This is a genomic window from Limnobacter sp. MED105 (assembly GCF_000170915.1).
Classification (GTDB): domain Bacteria; phylum Pseudomonadota; class Gammaproteobacteria; order Burkholderiales; family Burkholderiaceae_B; genus Limnobacter.
Map to the genome: position 1 here is coordinate 222516 of NZ_ABCT01000003.1, position 22242 is coordinate 244757.

25 protein-coding genes and 1 pseudogene are annotated in these 22242 nt (G+C 50.5%); 11 read left to right on the top strand and 15 right to left on the bottom strand.

Annotation, left to right across the window (positions count from 1 at the left end; translation table 11 throughout):
* Positions 1–355 precede the first annotated feature (355 nt).
* Complete coding sequence (locus LMED105_RS05040; protein WP_008248867.1) at positions 356–1309, bottom strand: alpha/beta fold hydrolase; 954 nt, start codon at positions 1307–1309, stop codon at positions 356–358.
* On the bottom strand, positions 1309–2301 hold the full coding sequence (locus LMED105_RS05045) for an alpha/beta fold hydrolase (RefSeq protein ID WP_008248869.1): 993 nt from the start codon (positions 2299–2301) through the stop codon (positions 1309–1311). Before LMED105_RS05045 ends, LMED105_RS05040 begins: the two co-directional genes overlap by 1 nt.
* A gap of 136 nt (positions 2302–2437) precedes the next feature.
* Here LMED105_RS05045 and LMED105_RS05050 point away from each other — a divergent pair, with 136 nt between their 5' ends.
* Complete coding sequence (locus tag LMED105_RS05050) at positions 2438–3037, top strand: ABATE domain-containing protein (protein ID WP_008248871.1); 600 nt, start codon at positions 2438–2440, stop codon at positions 3035–3037.
* 18 nt (positions 3038–3055) lie between these two features.
* Here LMED105_RS05050 and LMED105_RS05055 read toward each other — a convergent pair whose 3' ends face one another.
* Positions 3056–3457 carry a RidA family protein gene (locus LMED105_RS05055; RefSeq protein WP_008248872.1) on the bottom strand — a complete coding sequence of 134 codons (402 nt, stop codon included), beginning with the start codon at positions 3455–3457 and terminating at the stop codon, positions 3056–3058.
* Positions 3458–3574: 117 nt separating this feature from the next.
* On the opposite strand from LMED105_RS05055, the gene LMED105_RS05060 reads away from it, so the two are divergent.
* On the top strand, positions 3575–4480 hold the full coding sequence (locus tag LMED105_RS05060; RefSeq protein WP_040512356.1) for a LysR family transcriptional regulator: 906 nt from the start codon (positions 3575–3577) through the stop codon (positions 4478–4480).
* A gap of 6 nt (positions 4481–4486) precedes the next feature.
* Here the strand turns inward: LMED105_RS05060 and LMED105_RS05065 are convergent, their stop codons facing one another.
* The 4 genes from LMED105_RS05065 to LMED105_RS05080 form a co-directional block, all read right to left on the bottom strand.
* Complete coding sequence (locus tag LMED105_RS05065) at positions 4487–5251, bottom strand: YhfC family glutamic-type intramembrane protease (RefSeq protein WP_008248881.1); 765 nt, start codon at positions 5249–5251, stop codon at positions 4487–4489.
* Entirely contained in the window at positions 5251–5757 is a 507-nt protein-coding gene (locus tag LMED105_RS05070; protein ID WP_008248883.1) for a helix-turn-helix domain-containing protein, read from the bottom strand. The genes LMED105_RS05065 and LMED105_RS05070 overlap by 1 nt, the downstream gene beginning before the upstream one ends.
* A 162-nt stretch (positions 5758–5919) precedes the next feature.
* Positions 5920–7176 (bottom strand): NADH:flavin oxidoreductase/NADH oxidase family protein, encoded by a 1257-nt coding sequence (locus LMED105_RS05075; RefSeq protein ID WP_008248884.1) that lies wholly within the window; start codon positions 7174–7176, stop codon positions 5920–5922.
* Complete coding sequence (locus LMED105_RS05080; RefSeq protein WP_008248886.1) at positions 7173–7994, bottom strand: oxidoreductase; 822 nt, start codon at positions 7992–7994, stop codon at positions 7173–7175. Before LMED105_RS05080 ends, LMED105_RS05075 begins: the two co-directional genes overlap by 4 nt.
* A gap of 115 nt (positions 7995–8109) precedes the next feature.
* Between LMED105_RS05080 and LMED105_RS05085 the strand changes: the two genes are divergently transcribed.
* The 3 genes from LMED105_RS05085 to LMED105_RS05095 are packed head-to-tail and all read left to right on the top strand — an operon-like array spanning position 8110 to position 9589.
* Positions 8110–8553, top strand: coding sequence for a helix-turn-helix domain-containing protein (locus LMED105_RS05085; RefSeq protein ID WP_008248888.1), 444 nt, complete (start codon positions 8110–8112; stop codon positions 8551–8553).
* Positions 8543–8977: a MerR family transcriptional regulator gene (locus tag LMED105_RS05090; RefSeq protein ID WP_008248889.1), complete on the top strand. Its 435-nt coding sequence runs from the start codon at positions 8543–8545 to the stop codon at positions 8975–8977. The genes LMED105_RS05085 and LMED105_RS05090 overlap by 11 nt, the downstream gene beginning before the upstream one ends.
* Positions 8978–9007: 30 nt before the next feature.
* The gene (locus LMED105_RS05095; RefSeq protein WP_008248890.1) at positions 9008–9589 is read left to right on the top strand and encodes an NAD(P)H-dependent oxidoreductase; all 582 of its coding nucleotides are present in this window, start codon (positions 9008–9010) and stop codon (positions 9587–9589) included.
* A gap of 162 nt (positions 9590–9751) precedes the next feature.
* Here LMED105_RS05095 and LMED105_RS16900 read toward each other — a convergent pair whose 3' ends face one another.
* The 5 genes from LMED105_RS16900 to LMED105_RS05115 all read right to left on the bottom strand — a co-directional run bounded on the left by LMED105_RS16900 (position 9752) and on the right by LMED105_RS05115 (position 12513).
* Positions 9752–9910: an AAA family ATPase gene (locus LMED105_RS16900; RefSeq protein WP_008248891.1), complete on the bottom strand. Its 159-nt coding sequence runs from the start codon at positions 9908–9910 to the stop codon at positions 9752–9754.
* Between the two features lie 15 nt (positions 9911–9925).
* The gene (locus LMED105_RS05100) at positions 9926–10417 is read right to left on the bottom strand and encodes a thioredoxin fold domain-containing protein (protein ID WP_008248893.1); all 492 of its coding nucleotides are present in this window, start codon (positions 10415–10417) and stop codon (positions 9926–9928) included.
* Between the two features lie 17 nt (positions 10418–10434).
* Complete coding sequence (locus LMED105_RS05105) at positions 10435–10932, bottom strand: DUF3617 domain-containing protein (protein ID WP_008248894.1); 498 nt, start codon at positions 10930–10932, stop codon at positions 10435–10437.
* A gap of 45 nt (positions 10933–10977) precedes the next feature.
* On the bottom strand, positions 10978–11841 hold the full coding sequence (locus LMED105_RS05110) for an alpha/beta fold hydrolase (RefSeq protein WP_008248895.1): 864 nt from the start codon (positions 11839–11841) through the stop codon (positions 10978–10980).
* Positions 11842–11976: 135 nt separating this feature from the next.
* Positions 11977–12513, bottom strand: a complete 537-nt coding sequence (locus LMED105_RS05115) for a hypothetical protein (RefSeq protein WP_040512357.1) — start codon at positions 12511–12513, stop codon at positions 11977–11979.
* Between the two features lie 44 nt (positions 12514–12557).
* Here LMED105_RS05115 and senA point away from each other — a divergent pair, with 44 nt between their 5' ends.
* Together senA and LMED105_RS05125 are read left to right on the top strand one after the other, a co-directional pair.
* On the top strand, positions 12558–13853 hold the full coding sequence (gene senA, locus LMED105_RS05120; protein WP_008248897.1) for a selenoneine synthase SenA: 1296 nt from the start codon (positions 12558–12560) through the stop codon (positions 13851–13853).
* A gap of 6 nt (positions 13854–13859) precedes the next feature.
* Positions 13860–14609 carry a putative 4-mercaptohistidine N1-methyltransferase gene (locus tag LMED105_RS05125; protein WP_008248898.1) on the top strand — a complete coding sequence of 250 codons (750 nt, stop codon included), beginning with the start codon at positions 13860–13862 and terminating at the stop codon, positions 14607–14609.
* On the opposite strand, the gene LMED105_RS05130 is transcribed toward LMED105_RS05125, so the two are convergent.
* The 3 genes from LMED105_RS05130 to LMED105_RS05140 all read right to left on the bottom strand — a co-directional run bounded on the left by LMED105_RS05130 (position 14606) and on the right by LMED105_RS05140 (position 18669).
* Complete coding sequence (locus tag LMED105_RS05130) at positions 14606–16720, bottom strand: molybdopterin oxidoreductase family protein (protein ID WP_198006796.1); 2115 nt, start codon at positions 16718–16720, stop codon at positions 14606–14608. The genes LMED105_RS05125 and LMED105_RS05130 overlap by 4 nt on opposite strands.
* Positions 16721–16730: 10 nt before the next feature.
* Positions 16731–18074: a DUF4105 domain-containing protein gene (locus LMED105_RS05135; protein WP_008248902.1), complete on the bottom strand. Its 1344-nt coding sequence runs from the start codon at positions 18072–18074 to the stop codon at positions 16731–16733.
* Between the two features lie 205 nt (positions 18075–18279).
* Positions 18280–18669 (bottom strand): PEGA domain-containing protein, encoded by a 390-nt coding sequence (locus LMED105_RS05140; RefSeq protein WP_008248909.1) that lies wholly within the window; start codon positions 18667–18669, stop codon positions 18280–18282.
* 189 nt (positions 18670–18858) lie between these two features.
* Between LMED105_RS05140 and LMED105_RS05145 the strand changes: the two genes are divergently transcribed.
* The 4 genes and pseudogenes from LMED105_RS05145 to LMED105_RS05160 all read left to right on the top strand — a co-directional run.
* Positions 18859–19860, top strand: a complete 1002-nt coding sequence (locus LMED105_RS05145; RefSeq protein ID WP_040512418.1) for an NAD(P)-dependent alcohol dehydrogenase — start codon at positions 18859–18861, stop codon at positions 19858–19860.
* 374 nt (positions 19861–20234) lie between these two features.
* Positions 20235–20711 carry a hypothetical protein gene (locus LMED105_RS05150; protein ID WP_008248912.1) on the top strand — a complete coding sequence of 159 codons (477 nt, stop codon included), beginning with the start codon at positions 20235–20237 and terminating at the stop codon, positions 20709–20711.
* A gap of 147 nt (positions 20712–20858) precedes the next feature.
* On the top strand, positions 20859–21566 hold the full coding sequence (locus LMED105_RS16140; RefSeq protein WP_008248913.1) for a TcpQ domain-containing protein: 708 nt from the start codon (positions 20859–20861) through the stop codon (positions 21564–21566).
* A 3-nt stretch (positions 21567–21569) separates the two neighbouring features.
* Positions 21570–22242 (top strand): annotated as a pseudogene (locus LMED105_RS05160) (hypothetical protein); the annotation flags it as partial.

The window sequence follows — 22242 nt, forward strand, 5'->3', positions numbered from 1 at the left end:
GAAAGTAATTGAGTGCGTGTGCCCGAGGGTGCAGTCCAAGTGGATAGGGATAAAGTGATCTAAAGTGACACCCCTAAAGATGACTGGAAAGCCACAGCTGGCGTAATAAACAGCCCAATTTAGCCCGCCACTTATCGAGTTTCACCGCGTCTGATCGCTAAAAGAGAAAATACTCATAACCATCCTGCCCCCGTAACCAAACATAGAAAAAAGGCCAATAATCTCGGTGATTGGCCTTTTTATTTTTCCGGTATCAGACTTTATCAATTCAAAGCGAATGCCAAGGTCTATGTCACATCAATTTCGTCGAATCCAATTAATTGATTGATGGATTTAAATCATAGTTGATGTACCTTCAACGCTTCAAAAAATTAAGTAGATCCTGGTTCAATCGATCTTTGTGAGTGTCAGCCAACCCGTGGGGAGCGCCTGGATACACAATCAAGGTAGATCCTTTGATTTGTGCTGCAGAGGCCTTGGCCGATGCGTCCAAAGGAACGATCTGGTCGTCATCGCCATGAATGATCAATGTAGGAACATTGAATTTCTTCAGGTCTTCGCGGAAGTCTGTCGCAGAGAATGCAGCGATTGAGTCATAGGTGTTCTTGTGGCCTGCTTGCATGCCCTGAACCCAGAATGACTGAATCAGTCCTTGTGAGCGTTTTGCGCCTTCGCGATTGAAGCCAAAGAATGGCCCCGACGCGATATCCAAATACAACTGCGAACGGTTCTCCAGCGATGCTTGTCGTAACCCATCGAACACACTGATCGGAAGCCCACCAGGATTGCTTTCAGTTTGCAACATCAGCGGTGGAACCGCTGCCACCAACACGGCCTTTTCAACGCGTTTGGTGCCGTGCCGTCCGATGTAGCGGGCCACTTCACCACCGCCTGTGGAGAACCCCACCAGCGTAACGCGCTTTAATTTCAGCGCTTCGATCACTGCCGAAAGATCATCTGCGTAATGATCCATGTCGTTCCCATGCCAAGGCTGGCTTGAACGACCGTGACCGCGACGGTCATGCGCAATCACTCGGTACCCGTTGCTGGCCAGAAACATCATTTGTGACTCCCAGCTATCCGAGTTCAACGGCCAGCCGTGACTGAACATCACGACCTTGCCATCGCGGGGGCCCCAGTCTTTGTAATAAAGGTGCACATTGTCTTTGGTGACGATCGTGCTGGCGGATTGGACAAAGCTGCTCTTACCTTGGGTGTTGTTTGCAACAGTGGCAGGTTGAGCGGCATTAACAGTTGCAGTGGCTAAAGCGACAGCAAACATTGCTGAAAGGGTTTTGAGTGTGTTCATTATTTATCTCCGGCGGTGCATTGAGCGAAATTCTTCCCGTCTAATGCGGTCATGGGCCGCGGTACGCTTCGATCAAGAAACTCCACCATCGCATCAGCGATTTCCTTGCCATGCGTTTCGATTGCGAAGTGACCGGTCTCTAGAAACTGAACTTCTGCATTCGGATTGTCGCGCTTGTATGCGTTTGCACCTGCGGGGATAAAAAATGGATCATTGGAGCCCCAAATCGCCAATGTGGGTGGCTGATAGCGGCGGAAAAAGTCGTGCAGAGCACTGTACTGTTTGATGTTCTGGCCGTAGTCAAGCAACAGATCCATTTGTGGCTCAACGCCAATACGTTCGACTGCGGCATGTGCCAGCTGGTAAGCCTCAGGAGCAATTAGCGAGGTATCTTTCACACCCTCGGTGTACTGCCACTTGATCATCTCGTAGGTGTTGAAGCGACGCAGGGCCTCCCGATTGGCCGGGGTTGGATTGGCCCAAGCTTTGCGCATATCGGCCCAACCCTCACTCAAACCTTCCTCATAGGCATTGCCGTTCTGGCTTACGATCGCAGTGATTTTCTGCGGATTTTTTACAGCAAGACGCCAGCCAACCGGGGCACCGTAGTCGAACACATACATTGCGTATTGATCCATCCCCTTGGCGACTGTGAATGCGTCAATTACCGAAGCCAGGTTGTCGAAGTTATAGGCAAATGGCTTGCCCGGCTGAACATTGGTTTGACCAAAACCAGGCAGGTCGGGGGCAATGACATGATATTTCTCTGCCAGTTGCGGGATGAGCTCGCGGAACATGTACGAAGATGCCCCGAATCCGTGCAACAACAATACTTTGGGTGCAGTTTCAGGCCCGGCTTCTCGATAAAACACATTGACATCCTGAATATTCACAGACCGGTGATGAACCTGTTCTGTGGAAGGTGCCGCACTGGCGGCGAAAGTTGCAGTGGCCAGCGTAGTTGCGGCCAATAGTGCGTGAATGCTAGTCATGGCTATTCCTTGTCGTAAAAATTGAATGAGCATTTGATTGCTGCAAATAACCTGTATAATTTAATTTATACGGTTACTTGAGCGGAAGTTTCTTCCAAAAAAAGTAACCTGTCAAACTATTTTTTAAAGGTTACTTATGGAAAAGGCTGAAACGTCGATTACCAACCATCCCGGAGAGATCCCAATGGTGGGTGATCACCTGGCGCTCGACTTACTGAACACAGAAATGCGAGTCGGCAATGAGGCGGTGGATTTGTGGCGAAGTGGTGAGGATGTTCACGCATGGCTTGAGCGATGTGGTTTGGTGGCAAGCGTATCGATCGCGGCAGCGGAGAAACAGACATTGCTGGTGCAGGCGAGAGAACTTCGCACACTCGCCCGGCAGCTGATTGAACAATGGAAGAACGGACAGATGGGTGATGTGCGGCCTTTGAACAAGTTTCTTGATGGCTACACCAGCGCCCCACAGGTGACAGCAGACGACACCGGAAAACTTGTGCTGACCCGGGTTGCCAAGGCCGATACGGTCGTGTCCGCACTTGGACCAGTGGCTGAAGCGATTGCGCAGTTGTTGACGGAGGGCGAACTCGACCTTGTCAAAACATGCGCTCACCCTGAATGCATTCTTTGGTTCTACGACCGAACGAAATCGCACAAGCGCCGTTGGTGCAGCATGGCATCTTGCGGCAATCGATACAAAGCGGCCCAGTTCAGAAAGAAGGTGGGAACGAATTGAGTTGAGGGTTACGGTGGATCACATGGTTTCTTTACTAATTCGAGCAATCACCTTTATTTCGAAATCGAAACCAGCAAGCCAATTGACCCCCAACGCTGTCCAGTTGGGATAAGGAGACTTGGGAAATACTTCATCCTTGACCTTCAGGATTGTGGGAAATTGATTCTCTGGATCGGTGTGAAAGGTGGTTACGTCTACGATGTCGTTCAGCGAACATCCGCCAGCTTTCAAAGTTGCCTCAAGATTGGCGAATGCCAAGCGAACTTGAGCTTCGAAATCCGGTTCGGGGGAGCCATCGCCAAGGCTCCCCACTTGCCCCGATACGAAAAGCAGGTCTCCCGATTTAATCGCAGCTGAATAGCGATGTAGCTTGTAAAGTTCATGGCGATCAGCTGGAAAAATTGCCTCACGTGTTGTCATCGGTGCCCCCTGGAAAGTTGATTGACACCAGAAATTTAAGTGATATTTTTGTTTGGATAAATCGCCAAATCACAACAACACTGTTTGGCCATTTCAAACAATTGTTCGGAGAACGTGATGGATCGGCTTGATTGTATGAAAGCCTTCGTGCGGGTGGTTGAAACAGGCAGCTTTACCAAAGCTGCGGATACTTTGGGTCTCAGCAGAACCACAGTGACCCAACTGATTCAGCAGTTGGAAGCGCATTTGCGCATCAAGCTACTTAACCGCACTACCCGTAAAGTGAACGTTACCAACGACGGTGCCGCATACTATGAACGCGTCGTTCGGTTGCTGACGGAATTGAGTGAGATTGAGAACAGTCTTCCGAGCGCATCAAGCGCACCGCGCGGCCTATTGCGTGTTGATGTCCCAAGCCCTTTCGCAAATATTGTTTTAGTACCCGCGTTACCCGATTTTTTTGCCCAGTTTCCCGGCATTCAACTTGAGTTGGGAGCCAGCGATAGAAAGGTAGATTTGATTAGCGACAACGTCGATTGCGTAGTTAGAGGTGGTGAAATTACAGAGGGGGCTTTGATAGCACGTCACGTGGGTGATTTGCAGTTGGGGGTATACGCTGCACCATCCTATTTGAAGCGATCAGGAACCCCTTTACATCCACATGAACTACGTGAATCTGAACATAGAATTGTCCGCTATCGCTGGGCCAATGAAATACCCTATGCGATGTACAAGGATGGAGAGCGCGTCAGGTTACAAGGGCGTTCCATGCTCGAAATAGATGATGGGAATGCCTATTTGACAGCGGGCCTGGTTGGTTTGGGAGTGCTATGGCTACCGGAATACATGGCGAAATCACATATCGAAAGTGGCGCACTGGTGCAGCTTTTCTTGGACTGGCAGTTAGATTCAATGCCCCTTTATGTGGCTTATGCGCCCAACCGATATGCCAGCAAACAGCTTCGGGTTTTTATCGAATGGATTACACAGTTGATAGCACAACACGCAACCAGTGCACCGTAAGCGCCACTAAGTCTTGACGCGTTTAAGCAGAGAGGCTCCTTTTACTCGAATGAAATAGATTACAACCACAAGCAGTAACGAATAAATCATCGCGCCATAATGTAGCGCAAGGAATCCATACTGATAGCTTGCCGCTGGAATGTTGATCAATGCGTGAATCAATATGGCGGCCACTAGCCACGCAAGCCGACTTCTAGCCACAGCCAAAGCACCAAGACAAGTTAAACCAACTTGCACTGCGATGGCAAAAAGACGTTCTACCAACAAGAACAAGGCTGTCCACTCGGTCACACTTGTCAGTCGATTCTGCATAATGCCAAGCGCTGTTGAGTCAAGTTTCAACGTCGAAAGCACTTCCGGATTGGCGTAAAAATAAAGCAACTGCGCATGGCCAATCAAACCGAGAAGCATTGCCTCGCACAAGGCATAGCCCAGGGCGAACCTGGCCAGCCATGCGAGATCAAAACCGCCCCTGGCACTTTTGACTTTCAAGCAAATAAATTTTCCCGTCTCTTCAAAAAGACCAGCCGTGAGACAAGCCATTGTCAGCCCTATTACAGCCTGCGCGGTGCTTGCATGCTGCCCGGGCAAAGCAAACCCTGCACCCCCAAGAAAAATGGGCTCCAAGACTATGGCAAAAAGGATGAATGCCATGGCACCAACCCAATAAGGCGTAGGTCCCGAAGGCAATCGACGATTGAGCTGAACAAGCAGATAAACACCCACAACGCACAGCGCCAACATGGCCAAAGCATTCGGAACAATCACCATTATTCTTCAACCACTGGCAGCAAAATTGTGGATAGCTCATAAGCCATTTGTTGTGGCTGTCCTGAAGGCTTCAGCAGTGGCGTAATTGCGGCTAGTAGCTTTTTCTGAAATTCATCCAGTTGATCTGGGGTGGCATAAAAAATCGCTTTGCTAAACCCATGTTGGCGACTCTCCTTTTCCTGTTCCGAATCCAGAAACCTGTCAAAGCTGTTTAGAATCCCTGCAAGGTAACTATTGAAAAGCTTTTTGAGTTCGTCCGAAGATGGGTTTACTCGGGCTGTTGTACGAGATAAACGGTATGTCACCTCGGTGGCACCTCGCTTCTGAGTTTCCTGCTCCACCTCAATCAAGCCGGCATCGAACAGCGCTTTGATATGCCGATAAAGAGTCGCTGGCGGAATTCCATGCAGGTCTTTGTGCAGTTGCTGCGGGGTCGCTGGCTCCAGAAAAAGATAGGAGAGGATTTTCATCCTCACGGGATGCAGGGCAACTTCCAAATTAGCCATTGATTTACTTTTTACGTGAATTCATTATCAACAATGATAATAATAGAAAAAGCGAAAGAAACGCAAATGCAGCCATTTAACACCGGAAGTTCTGAGAGGCAATACGGTTGCCCGAAACGCCTATCGGGCTTTCAGCTCGAGGGTTGCGAGTATTTGCTCACCCTAAGCCCTTAATCTTTGCGTTCTGTTGGTTCCCCAAATACTTTTAACCACCGAAGCAAGGAAAGCCCAAATTCCGCTTTCATTGGGCTTCGGATCACTCCCTTCGGAAATTCGTTTCAGTTGGCGTGAGTACCACAGTATTTCCATGATGCCCATTTTGTCGATTGCCTTGATTCCCGTTGAAATAGGCCTTACCTGATAGTTACAGTCGCGACCATTCAGGAGTGCTTTGGGGGCATCCGGATCAATGGCCAGCAAGCGGGCCAAACCCACGATGTCGAGCGCGCCTGATTCCAGCGCTGAATTCATGCCCGCATAACTGCGAAATCCGCCTGTGACCATCAAGGGTGTCTTGATATGACTTCGCACTTTTTCGGCAAAACTTAAAAAGTACGCTTCCCGATTCGAAGTGGATGCTTTTTTGGTTTGCTCAACCACACCGCTCATGGCGGGCGCTTCATAGGTGCCACCAGAAATTTCGATCAGATCGATTCCAGCCGCCGAAAGTGCTTCAATGGTTGCCATTGATTCTTCTTCAGTAAACCCACCCTTCTGAAAGTCGGCTGAATTCAATTTGATACCTATCGGAAAATCAGGGCCAACCTGGCGGCGAATTTCCGCATACACAGCCATCACAAAGCGCCTGCGATTCTCGGCATTTCCACCCCATTGATCGGTTCGTTGATTGTGATGAGGTGATAGAAACTGACTGATCAAGTAACCATGTGCGCCGTGAATTTGTACGCCGCCAAACCCGGCTTTTTTGCAAATGGCTGCACTGCGGCCGAAGCGTTGAATGATGTCCTGAATTTCAGCCTCGGTGGCTTCTCGCGGCGTTAGAAAAAATGCGGCCATGTCTTGCCGGAAAGGAATGGCAGAAGGTGCCAGATTGAATTTGTTCAATCCCTTGGGCGACTGCTTGCCGGGGTGGTTCAACTGCACCCACAACGCCGCACCCTCTTGTCTGGCTGCATCGGCCCACTGTTTCAATATTGCCAGGTCAGACTCATCTTCAATCACAATGTTTCCTGGTTCACCCAGGGCTTTGCGATCAATCATGACATTGCCTGTGAACATCAGGCCGATACCGGATTTGGCCCAGCGGCGATACAACTCCACAATTTTCGGTGTGGCGTGGTTATCGTAGGTTCCGAGTGCTTCGCTCATGGACGCTTTGGCCAAACGGTTGGGTAACTCAACGCCATTGGGCAAAACGAACGGGCGATTCAACAAGTTGGGGTTTGTGGTTGGATTCATTGTGTTCTCAGTCTTAAATGTTTGCGAATTCCGGTGTCAAGAAAACGAGCTGGCAACACCGTGGCCATGAGTTTCAATCGTGCAGCTGCTGTGCCGGCCGTGTAGGCCAAACGAGGGTTGGGTTCTTGCGCAGCCTTCAAAATCGCGTCAGCCACCAGGCTTGGGTCTTCAGCGGAACTCAGCATTTCTGTAAGGCGTACTTCAACGGCTGACCGAACCTCCTGATACTCATCCATCTGAAACTCGGCCTGGGCGGAATTCGCTTCAATGGAAGTTTTCATGAAAGCCGGTTCAATCACCGACACCCGGATGCCCATGTTTCGAAGCTCGTGATCAAGCGATTCGGAATAGCCGCGAAGCGCATACTTGGTGGCTGAATAAAACGCCATGTAAGGCATGGGCATGAAGCCCAACACAGAACCAATGTTGACGATGCGCCCGCTGCCCTGACTGCGCATGTGCGGCAACACAGCATTGGTAGTGCGCACCACACCGAAGAAATTGGTATTGAAAATTGCCTGCGCCTGTTCAAGAGAAAACTCTTCGGCGCCAGCTGGTGCCAAACCGCGCCCTGCGTTGTTGACCAGCAGATCGATTCGGCCAGTTGAACCAATGATCTGATTGATGAGGTTCACCACGGATTCGTCTTTGTCCACATCCATCGCCAACATTTCAAATGCTTGCGACCCGGTAGGGTTGGGGCGACGGCTGGTACCAAACACTCGATAACCGCTTGCCGCCAGTTTTTGCGCAGTGATTAATCCGATGCCGGACGATGCACCTGTTACCAAGGCAACAGGCCCTTTGTTTTTGTTCATGGTTTAAATCTCCCAAGTGGGCGAAATGTTGGTGGATTTCTGGTCCGCAAGTTGTTACTATCAAAACGAAACTAACTTTACCCGCAATTTTAAATAAAGTCACTATCAAAATAGTATGGACAGTAAAAATATTTCAGAAAACCCCTGCCCGATTGCGCGAAGCCTTGCTTTCGTGGGCGACGCCTGGAGCATTTTGATTTTGCGTGATGCGCATGCGGGCATTACCCGGTTTGATCATTTCCGCAAAAGCTTGGGCATTGCACCAACCATGCTGACGAAGCGCTTGGCGGTTTTGACAGACGAAGGGTTGCTTCAGAAGCACCGATATTCCGAACACCCGCCCAGGGATGAGTATTTGTTGACCGAGGCAGGTCGGGACTTTTTACCGGTGCTGTTCCTGATCGGGGCCTGGGGCCGCAAGCACCGTGGTGGCGGCAAGCTGGTGAAGTTTTTTGATGCCGAAGCTGGAACAGAAATTAAACCTGTGGCGATTGATGAAGCGACGGGTGCACAAATTGGAACGCGGCCGATTCGAATTGGGACGAGTGATGAAAGCTGAAACGGAACACTGGGCACAAATCATGTACATCGGCGAACTTGCAAAAAAATCGGGGGCCACGCGCAAAGCGATTTACCTTTACGAGCAACTGGGCTTGATTCCAAAGCCCATGCGCAAGGGCAGCTACCGTATTTATGCCGACGTGGCCATCCATCAAATTCAAACCATTCGGTGCGCTCAAGCACTGGGATTCAAACTCAAGGAGCTAGTAGAGACTTTGGCAAGTAACACCAGCGATCCTGGTTCTAGCATGGCACTGATGCTCAAACAAATCGAGTTGAAGCGATTAACCATTCAATCGCAAATCGATGCCGCCCAAGCCCAACTCCAGCGGCTAAATCAATTTGAGGATGAACTGCGTCACTCGCCTGAATTAACAAACTGCGAACTTCCTGTTGACTCTTCCCCTAAGGGCAAGCTTTAGACTTTTTGTGGTTCAACAAAAAGGAAGCTTGTGGTGCATAAACGCATTCTCGTAATTCTCGGACATCCAGCAGAAGCCAGCTTGTGCGGTGCAATCGCCGATGCCTACCTGAAGGGGGCACAAACAGCGGGGCATGATGTTCGCTTGCTCAGCCTTGGCAAGCTGAATTTCGATCCAATCCTGCGCGATGGTTACAACACCATTCAAACGCTTGAACCCGACCTTGTTGCAGCACAAGAATCGATTGCCTGGGCTGAGCACCTTGTGTTTGTTTATCCAATTTGGTGGGGTTCGATTCCCGCTATTTTGAAAGGTTTATTTGATCGAGTTTTCTTGCCCGGATTCGCATTCAAGTTCAAGAAGGACGCATTGATGGTCGATGGCCTATTAAAGCAACGCACCGCACACCTGATCGCCACCATGGACACACCGCCTTGGTACTACCGGTTTGTTTATCGTATGCCAGGGCACAATCAAATGAAGCGGACCATTCTGGAATTTTGTGGCATTAAGCCTGTGACTGTGAGCAGTTTTGGACCGGTAAAAAACTCGAAAGTAAGCACTCGCGAAAAATGGCTATCGGGTGCCTATCAATTTGGGTTGAAGGCATAAACATTGAAGTTAAGCCAAAATCGGGAGCATATCTAATTCATCACCACCTTAAAGCCCTCGTTTTCCTCTGGGGGCTGAAAATGAGCGGTGACGGCATGAAAGGTTTCCTCGTTGTCAAACTTCGCTCGCTCGGGTTCCTGCTCGCGCCGTTTTAAAAGCTGTTCAATGCAAAGAGTGAATTGCGTCTGGATACAAACCCGCCAGCAAATGATCTTCGGAAAGCAGAAGCGAATTAGGTTGATCAGCCAGCCTGCGCGCCAAGGTCGATTTGCCAGCGCCCATTTTTCCGCAGAAGAATATTAGTGTTCCTTTGTCTGCCATTCGAATGACTCAGATCTACAAACCCAACAAATCCATAAAAACCCCCGGCTTTTTGTAACCCATTATCTTTTGGACCACTTCAGGCTTAGGCCCCATCACCAGCACCGCCGGGGTGGCAAACACGCCCAGCTTTCGGGCCAACTGCTTTTCCGAATACACGGTGCCGTCGATCCAGTTCACGGGCAGGTCACCCCGTACATTGATTGCAATGACATCAAACTTGCTTTCAATTTTTTCGCGATTGGACCCTTCCGTGAAGTTCTCTTGCAGCAAATAGGCACAGTAAGGGCAGTCATCCAGATGAAAGAAAATGAGCAGCTTTTTTCCACGGGTTTGTGCATCTTGAATGTCCACCGGAATTTCAAGAAAAGTTTGCTTGAACCAGCTTGGTAATTCGTAATGCATGGGCTTGGGTTCAATGTCGCGGGCAGCCACATTGAGCGCAAACACCGCACAAAAAACACACAGCAAGAAGCGATGAAAGGACAAGACTCGAACTATTTTCATTTTAAATATTGCCCTATTCAACCGCCGCAACTTGCCTTAACCCACTTGCTTTTCAAGGTCTGCTGAATGTTGCGTTGCTGGCCACCCTCTGTCGTTTTGGCGTCGATCTTTGTTTCGTATAGGGTGGGCGACAAGAAATTAACAGTTGCAGTACCCTGTGTGTCTGGGCACTTGAATTCGACTTTCATGGATTTTTCGCTTCGGCTTAGTACTTTGTTTTTGCAATCGCCGTCGTCCTGAACAGGAACGTCATTCGCTTTGGCTTGCTCAGGCGTAATACAAAACCGCACAGAGCCTGCTTTGGCGCCCATGGATACGCCCATTTGCGCCATCATGGCCTCCATTTGCTTGCGTTGTGCCGGTGGCATGCTTTCCATCTGCTTCATGGCGGCCTGCGCCTCGGGGCCCATGCCCTGGGCATCGAACTCCATTTCCCACAAGCCAGGTTTTACCTCAGCAGCAAAGCCGAATTGAACCGACAGCACAAACAATACCGCACCAAGAATCTTTTTCATGAAGCCCCCACACGCGCGAACAAAACCTTAGTTTAAAACGCGGTTTTAATGAGCGGGAGTGAGTTCAGCAAGAATTTGCGGCCAAATGCTGTTGCACCGTTCCCTGAAAATATCAATGTGCCCTACTTTGCCCAGCTTGAACATTTCTGGCTTGATTTCAAGCCGCTTTTTGCTGGCCTTGGTGAACAGGCGCATGATGTCTTCTACATTGACCAGGGTTGCGATTTCATCGTCGCTGGCATGCACGAAAGTAATCGGCGAACTGAACTGTTCAAACCAATGTTGTTGAACACCTTCACCAAATTCATTTTCCACATACCCAGGGCTTGAGCACCACTTGGCCCATTGCAGGCCAACGCCTTTTGGCAAATTTTCACCCCAACCAAAACGCTTGGCTGGCACATACCCCAACAAGGCCGAACTGACCGGAATTACCCAACGCAGCATGAACCTGGCGCTGTTGCGTTTGTCTTTGCGAATGTTTTTCACATGTCCGGACGAAGCTGCCACCGCCAACACGCCACGCACTTTGGCGTGGTTGTGCATCAAGCCAAACAACTGCCCACCTGCACTATGCCCAATCAGGTATGCACTGCGTTGACCCGTCAATTCAAGTAAAAAATCCAGTGCGGCAGGCATGTCATACAAGCCCCAATCTTGCTTCTTGACCGGGCAATGCTTTACATGCGATTCCTGCAAAGATTTACCAATACCTCTGTAATCAAACACCATTACAGAAAACCCCTGCCCTGCCAACCAGCGAGCAAATGGAAAGTAGAATTTTTGAATTATTCCTGTAGCAGGACAGATCAACACAGGCTTATCGTGACTGCCTCCAGCTGCTGGAAAAAACGTAGCTGCAAGTGACTGCCCCGCAGCAGGAATGCACACTTCAATTGTGTTGATCATCGGCGCACCTGATTTAAATTCGCTGCTGCAGTGTAGCTGCGACCGCGAATTTTATAATCCAAGTGATGAGCAATTTATTTGTTCCTCTAATGCAATAATCCTCGGTAAGCAAGTCACCTGCCAAGTCGTCTTGACCTACAAAATCCCGTCAATGGCATCAACCACAATGGCTGTACCTACGGCAATCAACAGCAGGTCCGTGCCCAGCTGCACATACTTGTGGTTCAAGGGCGGTGCGGGCAGGCGAATGCGCAATTCATTGGGTATGTCGTAATAGCGAACATCACTGCCCAAAGCGCGGCCTTTTTGCCACTGCTTGGCCTGGCCCGGGGGCTGACAACCATTCCCTTTTTTGGCCAGCCCGGGTGGACACTTGCCTTTGGCAACCTGGCCACCGTAGTAATCCCGAACTATCCGGGTTTCAGCGCCACCAAAGTTAAACGACACTGACACACCGCCCTGCCCAGAGTCACGACCCCCGTCAACACGGTTGCCTTTCTCGTTACCACCGCCTTTGCGGTTTTCCTTTTGCCCGCGTTGCTCACTTTGCTCCTTATTCTTTCCCTGGTTGCCGTTTCCTTTTTCAGGTTTATCGGCGTAAGCACTGCCGCTCGCTATCAACAATGCGGCGGAAGCGACAGTCAAAGTACGTAGTATCGATTTAATGGACATGGGTGGCCTATAATTGTGTGTAACCCATTAGTAGTACCACCACGATGAATAACAAGCAATCCTTACTCGCTTCTTTAGAACAAAGCCGCGAGCGTGTTCTTGAATTGCTCAACAGCCTGGACGCTCAGCAGGCCAAAGTGCCCTATTTGCCAGGCATCAACCCGCCAATTTGGGAGGTTGGGCACGCTGCTTTTTTCTTTGAGCGGTTTATTTTGCAGAACCTGGACAAAACCCCTTCATACAACCCAGCGCTTGACGACATCTGGGACTCGTTTGAACTGGCCCACGAGGACCGCTGGCAAGAAGGGCTGTTCCCCGACAAACCAGACACCCTGCGCTACTTTGACGACACCTTCAACAAGGTGAAACAGCGAATTGAAACCAAGGCACTGACCGACAGCGATTTGTACCTGTACAAGTACGCCATCTTCCACCTGAACATGCACATCGAGTCCATGGTGTGGGCGCGGCAAAGCCTTGGCTATGCCCCACCGCCTTACGCATCAAACAATACTGGCGCGGAAAACACACGTTCAATCGACCACAACGATGTTGAAGTACCTGCGGGCCGCTACCGAATAGGAATGCCGCCCGAGTCGGCACATTATGCGACAGAGGACTTTTGCTTCGACAATGAAAAGCCAGGATTCGTCGTGGAGATGGAAGCCTTCAAGATCTCCAAAAACCTGGTCAGCAATGCGCAGTACCTCGCTTTTATTCAATCAGGTGGATACGAGGAAGACCAACACTGGAGCATGGCAGGCCTGAAATGGCGCGACAGCCATGGCGCAAGGCACCCCTTGTTCTGGAAGAAAGAAAACGGCATTTGGCTTGAACGTCACTTCGACCAATGGCTGCCGGTACAGGCCGAACTGCCTGTTAAACACGTCAGCTATTGGGAGGCGCAAGCGTACTGCAAGTTTGCAGGGCGGCGCTTACCTTCGGAGTTTGAATGGGAAGTTGCGGCTTTGGGTAACCGCGAGCAGGGAGAGTTCAACAAGTTTCCCTGGGGAAACACCATGGAAACACACCGTGTAGACATGGACAGCACACACATGGCGAGGCTGCCAGTAAGCGCCCTGCCCGAAGGCGACAGCCCGTTTGGATGCCGGCAAATGATCGGCACCGTGTGGGAGTGGACCGACAGTCTTTTCTTCCCCTACAACGGATTCACCATGGACATGTACCCCTTCATGTCCACCTTGCAATTCGGAGACCACAAAGTGGTTCGGGGTGGCTCTTGCGCAACTTCGTCCATACTCATTCGCGGCACCTACCGCCAAGCCTATACACCCGATCGAAACGATGTTTTCGTCGGCTTCAGAACCTGTGCCCAATAAGGCCTTATGACCAATCCTTACGAAACCGACGAGCTTTTAAACCAGTACCTGGCCTTTCACTACGGCATCGACTATTTTGATGTTCCGAATTACCCGGTGCGCTGCGCCCAGCTGTGCCTGGAATTCATGGGCAATCGACCACGCCGCAAGGCGCTCGACCTGGGCTGCGCCGTGGGCAGAAGTACTTTTGAGCTTGCCTTGGGATTCGACACTGCTGTCGGTGTTGATCTATCCGCCCGTTTTATCGATGCGGCCGAAGCGCTTCAACAAGGCAATACCCTGAATTACTTTCTGCATGACGAAGGCGATTTGGGCAGAGCCATGCAAGTGTCGCTTGCCAATTTCAATTACAGCGATTGCAGCCAGCGTGTGGAATTTGCGCAAGGCGATGCTTGCAAACTTGGTGAAGAACACACGGGTTACGACCTGATATTTGCTGGCAACCTGATTGACCGGGTGAACAACCCCACCGAATTCCTGAACGACATGCCCAAGCGCATTGTGCCCGGCGGCTTGTTGGTTATCAGCTCACCCTACACGCTGTTGACTGAATACACCCCCAAGGAAAACTGGATTGGTGGAATTGAAGAACATGGCAAACCAAAAACCATGCTCGAGGGAATGCAAGCCGTGCTTGCACCCCATTTCAAGCGGGTTCGCGACCCTATGAATGTTCCATTCGTCATTCGGGAAACTGCCCGCAAATACCAGCACAGCATTGCTGAAATGACCGTGTGGGAAAGAAAGGGCAGCTAAGCCAACGGAATCAGCGTGACGGGTACACCATTCACTGCGGCGTTTCCGCTGGGCTCGTCCAGCCATTGCTCATCGGTCAAATCGTTGCAACTCACGCCTGCATGGGCAGCAGCCACCTGCAAGCGCACACCCGATTTGTCATGACCCCAGCCGTGCGGAATGCTCACCACGCTGGGCATTACATCGTCTGAAATTTCTACAGGCAATGTAATTTCACCCACGCGGCTGCGCACACGCACATTGTGGCCTTCCTGCAAATTCAAACGCGCGGCATCGGCCGGGTTGACCATGGCGGTGCAGCGGTTCTTGCCTTTCACCAAGCGCTCGGAGTTGTGCATCCAGGAATTGTTGCTGCGAATATGGCGCCTGCCAATCAGCATCATCTCTGCGCCTGTCTGCTTGTCGGCATTCAGTAAATCAGCCACATAATTTGCTGCTGCCTGTAGCACCTGCACAGGTGCCAACTGAATTTTTTTATCGGCTGTTTGCAACCGGTCGGGGAAACTCGGGCGCAATGGCCCCAAGTCAATGCCCTCAGGGTGCTGCTTTAATTTCTCCAAACTCAACTTGTGCTCATTGGCCATGCCATAGGGCCCCATTTGCAAACCCATGTCGAGAATCATTTGTGGTGGCATGGAAGGCCGTGCAGGCTTACCAATTTTGGTGCCGTAGCAGGCCGCCAGCCTGTCCATCAGTTCCCAGTCGTCCAGGCTGCCTTCCGGCTTGGACAGGGTGGCCGCACTGTATTTGGCCTGGTTGCGCACGCCAAATATATTGAAAATCAAATCGTAGTGATCATGTTCCAGAGGCGATGTCGTGGGCAAAATAACATCGGCATGGCGATTCGTTTCGTTGATGTACAGGTCAACTGACACCATGAACTCAAGCCCGGTCAAAGCCTTGTCAAGCTGCTGGCCGTTGGGTGTGGACAATACCGGGTTGCCTGCAATGGTGACCATGGCCTTGATCTGCCCTTCACCTTCGGTTTGAATTTCTTCGGCCATGATGGCACTGGGAAACTCGCCCAAGGCCTCGGGCTTTTGGCTGACCCGGCTGTGCCAGCGGCCATAACTGCCCGGCTTGCTGTTGGGTGCGGCAATCAGGTCAAGTGCGGGGTTGGCCACCAGGCTTCCACCCACACGGTCGGTGTTGCCTGTCACAAAGTTCAGCAACTGAATACCCCACTGCGCCAAGGTGCCATGGCGCTGCGTGCAAGCACCCATGCGGCCATACGCAACCGCCTTTCCGGCATTCGCAAAATCACGGGCAATTTGGCGAATGGTGTCAGCATCAATACCGCATTCGGCCTGCGCCACTTCAGGTGTTACTTTTGAAATCGCACCCAACGCCGCATACAAACCTTCACTGTGGTGGGCCAGGCGATCCATTCGAGTCAAGCCTTCGCCAACGATCGTGTTGATCAAGGCAAATACAAAGGCAGCATCGCTGGCGGGCTTGATGAAATGGTGCGTATCAGCCACTTCTGCTGTTTCGGTCTTCCGAGGATCAATCACAATCAACTTTCCGCCACGCGCCTGCAAAGCCTTGATTCGCTTGGCCACATCGGGCACGGTCATCAAGCTGCCGTTGGATGCAATTGGATTGGCGCCCAGCATCAGAAAGTAATTGGTGTGATCAATGTCGGGAATGGTGATCAGCAACTGGTGCCCAAACATCCAGTACCCCAACAACTGCATGGGCAGTTGGTCAACCGATGTGGCCGAAAAACGGTTGCGTGTTTTCAGCAAACCCAGAAAATTGGCGCTGTGGGTCATCAAACCCCAGTTGTGCACATTCGGATTTCCCTGATAAACACCCACCGCGTTGGCACCATACTTTTGCTGCACCTGGAACAAACCTTCGCAGGCCAGCTCAATCGCATCTTCCCAAGTGGTTTCTACCCACTGCCCATTCACCTTTTTTACCGGGCGCGTTAAACGGTCGGGGTCTTCCTGGATATCTTTCAATGCAACCGCTTTCGGGCAAATGTGCCCACGGCTAAAGGGGTCTAACTCATCACCCTTAATTGACACTACCTGATTGTTTTCTACCTCGACCTTCAGGCCACAAATGGCCTCGCACAAATGGCACGCACGGCGATAGGTTTGCAAAATTGTCTCCCTAGAAAATCAGACGGTAACCCAAAACCCCCTTATCGACATCGTTCCATTGAACGGATAAACCAGTGGCTTGGTGTGTAACCGAGAAATTTATTTGTGCTTTATCTAGTGGATTATGTCTCGGATTGGAGTCCAATTGTAGGTGAGTTCGAAAAGCGGATGAAACATGCAGTAGCGATGCCGTCAGTCCAAGCGTGCCGCCATATTGGGTATCCACCTGAGCAAGTGGGGCCACCCCCAGCCATACAGGCAGGTCGAAAACGCGACCAAAACCACCGCCCAGGCCAATTTGAGCATTGGCTTGGGGACCTTGATCTAGGCGGACACCACTTGACAGTACTTTAGACCTGCCCCAGCCATTTGCGGGAAAAGTACGATTATTGAACAGTGCAACGCCAAAAATGCAGTCTGTATCTGCGTGGGTTACACATCGTGCCCTGACCTCAGCAACTTCTAGTTGACTGGGCTTGGGCAATGGGTCCGTCAACCATGCGTTTTCTGAATTAAACGCCATGTAGGAAACATCCAATACGCCCGACGAAGCAGCCATATAAAGATTACTGCGCCTTTCAGATACACGTGGCGCAAGCACCCCAGAACTGGGCTCTGACCTTGTCATCAACACCCCTGCAGCTTGATTCAGATCGGACTTCACACTTGAATCGACCAATGCTTTGTAAGCAGAGAAATATTCGAGCCCTTCCTGTTTATTCAGTTGCCAATCGGGTACCGATTCAAACTCAGCCAACAAACGATCAGCCGATCTCACGACAAACTCACCTTCACGATCTCCGTAATTCAGGTAGACATCAAGGGGTTGTCGAATACGCCAGCCCTTGCTTAACACCTCATCGGACTGCACAAGAAGCAACTCAATGTAAAAGGCGCAATTGATATTCAGAAAATCATATTCAAAACGATGACCGAGTGCATCGTTTACCTTCGTCTTCAAATCTGGAATAGCAATTTCTTTTCTTAAAGGACGAACGTAGACATCCCGGCCCTCTTGATCATAAAGCCGGAGTTTGTCAGCGTAAGTAGAAAATTTGTACTGCCCAGGCACCGTGCTAAGCACAGTCTTAACCATTGCGTAGTCGATGTCTTTCAGGTTCCCGTAAAACTCCACAACGGGATCGTCGGGTTCGGGCTGCCTCTCGTGGTGAAACACGATAAAAACATGACCAAAAACACTTTCGGGATCATTCAGATTGGCTGCAGAAAAGACAATGCTGGCCTTGGGATGATCTTTGATGTCACTGGCCCAAGCAGGGCTTACAAACGTCACAAGTAACAGAACCAGCTGAAGTTGTAACCGCCATGAACGGGCTAATAAGAAAGCAAGCATGCAAGATCGAAAAGTGTTGCTGGCGAGTATTCGTCGATGAGTGCCCTTTTGAGCGCGAGCCAGTCGTCAAAGGTCTGTTCGGAACTTCGGGTCTTTTTGTAGAGAGACCTTAAATAAGGTCCATGACCGACAGACCACTCCCGGGCTAACCTTGAAAAATGCATCAAGATCCATGAATTAACGCCCGGGATACAATCGCTCGTGATTACTTTCCCGATTTGGTCAAGTCAATGTTGAAATTGCCGTCGCCCAGTTTGTACATGGCACCAGAACTGTAATCAGTCGTAGAACCAAATGGACCGCCAGTCAAAATATTCACCCAAAAAGTAGGCTCAATGGTGGTCTCAACCGCTACAGTTTTCTCTTCGTAACCATCTGCACGCAATGTAATCACGTTACCTTCGCCATTTTTGGGCTTGCTGACTTTTCCGATAAATGGTGTTTTTCCAACCTCGGCACCATTGATAAGAACCGTGGCGCCACGTACATTGGAGTTCACGGAAATTTGCTGATCTTTGCCGGACATAATTGATGCACAGCCTGTAACACCCAGTACTGCAACGCCGAAAACGGCACGGGCGATAAATTTATTCATGTTATTTTTACCTTTTTAGAATTGATTTTATTTTCCTGAACAGGAAGTTTTTTCCATTCAAAAATGCCCGCAATGCTTTCAGTAAAAAAACCGGGGCAGGAATGGTTTGGGGATACTATTTGTATCCAAAATCAAAGTAAATAAAAAACAGGCACCCCCCCTTTTTTTGGTCCCTTAATGGAATTAATCATGATCAACGCATACGCAGCTTTCGAGGCCAAAGGCCCGTTGAAACCCTTTCAATACGATCCGGGTGAATTGAACGCATTTGACATCGAGATCGATGTGGACCACTGCGGCATTTGCCACAGCGATGTCAGCATGCTTGACAACGACTGGGGCCGTGCCAAATACCCCATGGTGGCAGGCCACGAAATTATTGGTCGGGTAAGCCAAGTGGGCAGCCATGTCAGCCACCTGGCCATTGGTGATGTGGTGGGTTTGGGCTGGCATTCAGGCTACTGCGAAAGTTGCCGTATGTGCATGGGCGGCGACCACAACCTGTGCAGCACCGCCAAAGGCACCATTGTTGGTCGCCATGGCGGGTTTGCTGACAAGGTGCGCGCGCAAGCTGTCAGTGCCGTGAAAATTCCCGCAGGTGTCAACCCTGCTACCGCAGGCCCGCTGCTGTGTGGTGGCATTACCGTTTACAACCCGCTGGTGCAATTCAATATCTCACCGCAAAGCAAAGTCGCGGTGATCGGCGTGGGCGGCCTGGGCCACATGGCGGTCATGTTCCTGAAAGCCTGGGGCTGCGAGGTCACCGCATTCAGCAGCAACGTCTCTAAAACCGACGAATTGCTGGGCATGGGTGCACACCACGTGCTGAACAGCAAAGACCCCGATGCCTTGAAGAAAGCGGCTGGCTCATTCGACCTTATTTTGTCGACCGTGAACGTGAAGCTTGACTGGAACGCCTACATTGGCACCTTGGCCCCCAAAGGCCGCCTGCATTTTCTGGGTGCCGTGCTGGAGCCTTTGGACATTGGTGTGTTTGGCTTGATGGGGCAACAACGTTCCATTTCGTCTTCGCCAGTGGGCAGCCCGCGCGTAATCGCCGACATGCTCAAATTCGCAGCCCTGCACAATATTCAACCCATCGTAGAAACCTACAGTTTTGACCAAATCAACGAGGCTGTGGACAAAGTACGCAATGGTAGCCCCCGCTTTAGAGTGGTGTTGTCGCGATAACACCCCCCTTCTCACCCCCCACCCCCACCCTTTGATGTGATTGATTTAGTTGAACATTAAGAGGAATCTGGGTGGGAGGGTTCTGAATACACCAAGAAACGGCGAAAGACCGAAAAAAGCTCAGAGAGGACTGCAGGAATTTGCAACAAACTTATCACGTGAATGAAACATAGAGGGAAATTAAACCCTTTATAAATCATGGATCTTTGATGATCACCTCATGTGGATACTTAGAATTTGTCGCAATTTTTGTAGGTACTGTTACATGAAATGACAAAAAATGTGATTTTTTTCAAACATTTGTTCAGTCAACACTTGTTCGCGCAATAAATTCGAGCAAGTATTCATTAACTCAACGAGTGAACAATAAAAATATGGTCGCACAAACAAAGCCATTCGAGAGTACTTCTGCCATGCTTGCAGGGCTGTCCTCTGGCAACTCGATTACAAACAATATCGCTTATTTCAGGGCAAATCACCCGGTTGATCCATGCGACTGTGAATACAGCGAATTGGCCGCGCACATTGAAGACACGGGTCTACTCAACCTGAGCTTGCCATTTATTCTGCAAGGTCTGGCTGAAACAGAAGGAACAACCTGGCATTACTTTCGCGGCCTGATGAAAGCCTATTCAGAGCTACGTCCCAAAGTAAAAACCATTGAGTCCACGCCTCGACTAATTGGTGAACTGTTGAAAGTGTGTATCCACGAATACGACGCCATCAATCAAGAAGCATTCGATGAAGCACAGGCCTGCAGTTTGGCTGTGCTGGAAACTGCGGCTTACCTTTTGGTTCATTACAGCCCGCATGAAGGCAATCAATGGCTTGATGCCATTTATCAAGATTGATCTGCCACTGACAAAAACACCCTGACGCAGCAGAATAATTTTTGGGATTGCTGCAAAAGAAATTATTTCGTATATTGATGTATATTCGAATTAACAATTTTTGCAAACTCGCTGAACACCGATCCATACGAAGAAGGTAAAACGAATATGGAATTTGCTCTTGGTCTTGCCATTGTGCTGATGGCATGGAACACAAACGGGGAAACGAGTGGGGAGACAAACGCCACTGTTGCGATTGAATCGCCCAGCTATGCAGTGGTCACCGAGAAACGCGAGGAAACCCTGCCGTACTTCGCCGATGAGTTGCTGTCACGCAATGTTGAACTGGCCAGGCACGGCGCACCCGACCCAAGGCCACAAGCCAGAAGCTTTGCCGTGATCGCGCAACCCAGTCTAGAACCCAAGTCCCCAAGCGCGACGTCCAACAAAAACAGCAATATACAGCTTGCCATGCAAGCGCCCTCCTCCGATGTATTCATTGTTGACCTGCCGCCCAAAGTAATTCGGGAGGCCGAACAATTGGCTGCCCTGCCAGTGAAACAGGAAAACGCAAGGCTGGTGGTAACACCGCGTGCCATTCAATGGGAATTGCGGGTTGAAGACGGCCGACTGGACAAAGCCATTCGCCGTTGGGCCAAAGAAGCGGGTTACACATTTCGCTGGGATGCCGACCGTTACGTGATGATTGCAGCCGGCACCACCTTCTCGGGCACCTTTGAATATGCAGTAGAACAAGTGCTTGAAACACCCGGAATCAAGAATAGCGAATACCCCTTGGAAGCCTGTGTTTACAACAACGAGCCGCCATTGCTGCGCATTACCCGCTTGGGCGATCAAAAAGAAGAGTGCCGATAAAACATGAAGACACCACCGAACAGAACATGGGTATGCGCGGCAATTGTAGCCATGCTAAGCCTTGGAACAGCGGCTTGTACTGGCCCGCAATTCAGGGCTGAAGTACAGGCTGACAATGACAACGGCTTGCGCAAAGTAGAACAAGTCAACACCAGCTTGCAAACCAATGGTTCATTTCGTGGTGGTCGGCAATACGCTGAAGAACAAGCCAAGCAACAACAAAACGCGAAGGTACTGAAACGCGCCAGCAAAAGCTGGATTGGCGGCACCTTCGTGCATGTGAATGACGACGACAAGTTGCCTGCGATTTTTCATGAAACCTACAAAATGAATTTTGCGGACAAGGGTCGACCCGTGGATTTGAATACGGTGGCTGCCCGCCTGACCCAAATGGTCGGCATTCCTGTGCGCATTCAGCAAGATGTATTCAACACCCCGGTCAGCGTAGAGCCGCGCCGCGGAGCACGCCAGTTGCCACCAGTCAGCGCCCCTGCCGAAGCAGCACCACCCGTGGCAACCCCAGTGGCCATTGACAGCGTGGCCTTGGCGCCCCGTGCCACCGTAGGTTCTGTGGCCATGAACTGGGACGGCACACTGATTGATTTTTTGAACAACACAACCGACAAATTGGGATTGTCGTGGGAGTACCGCGACAACTCAATTGTCATCATGCGCT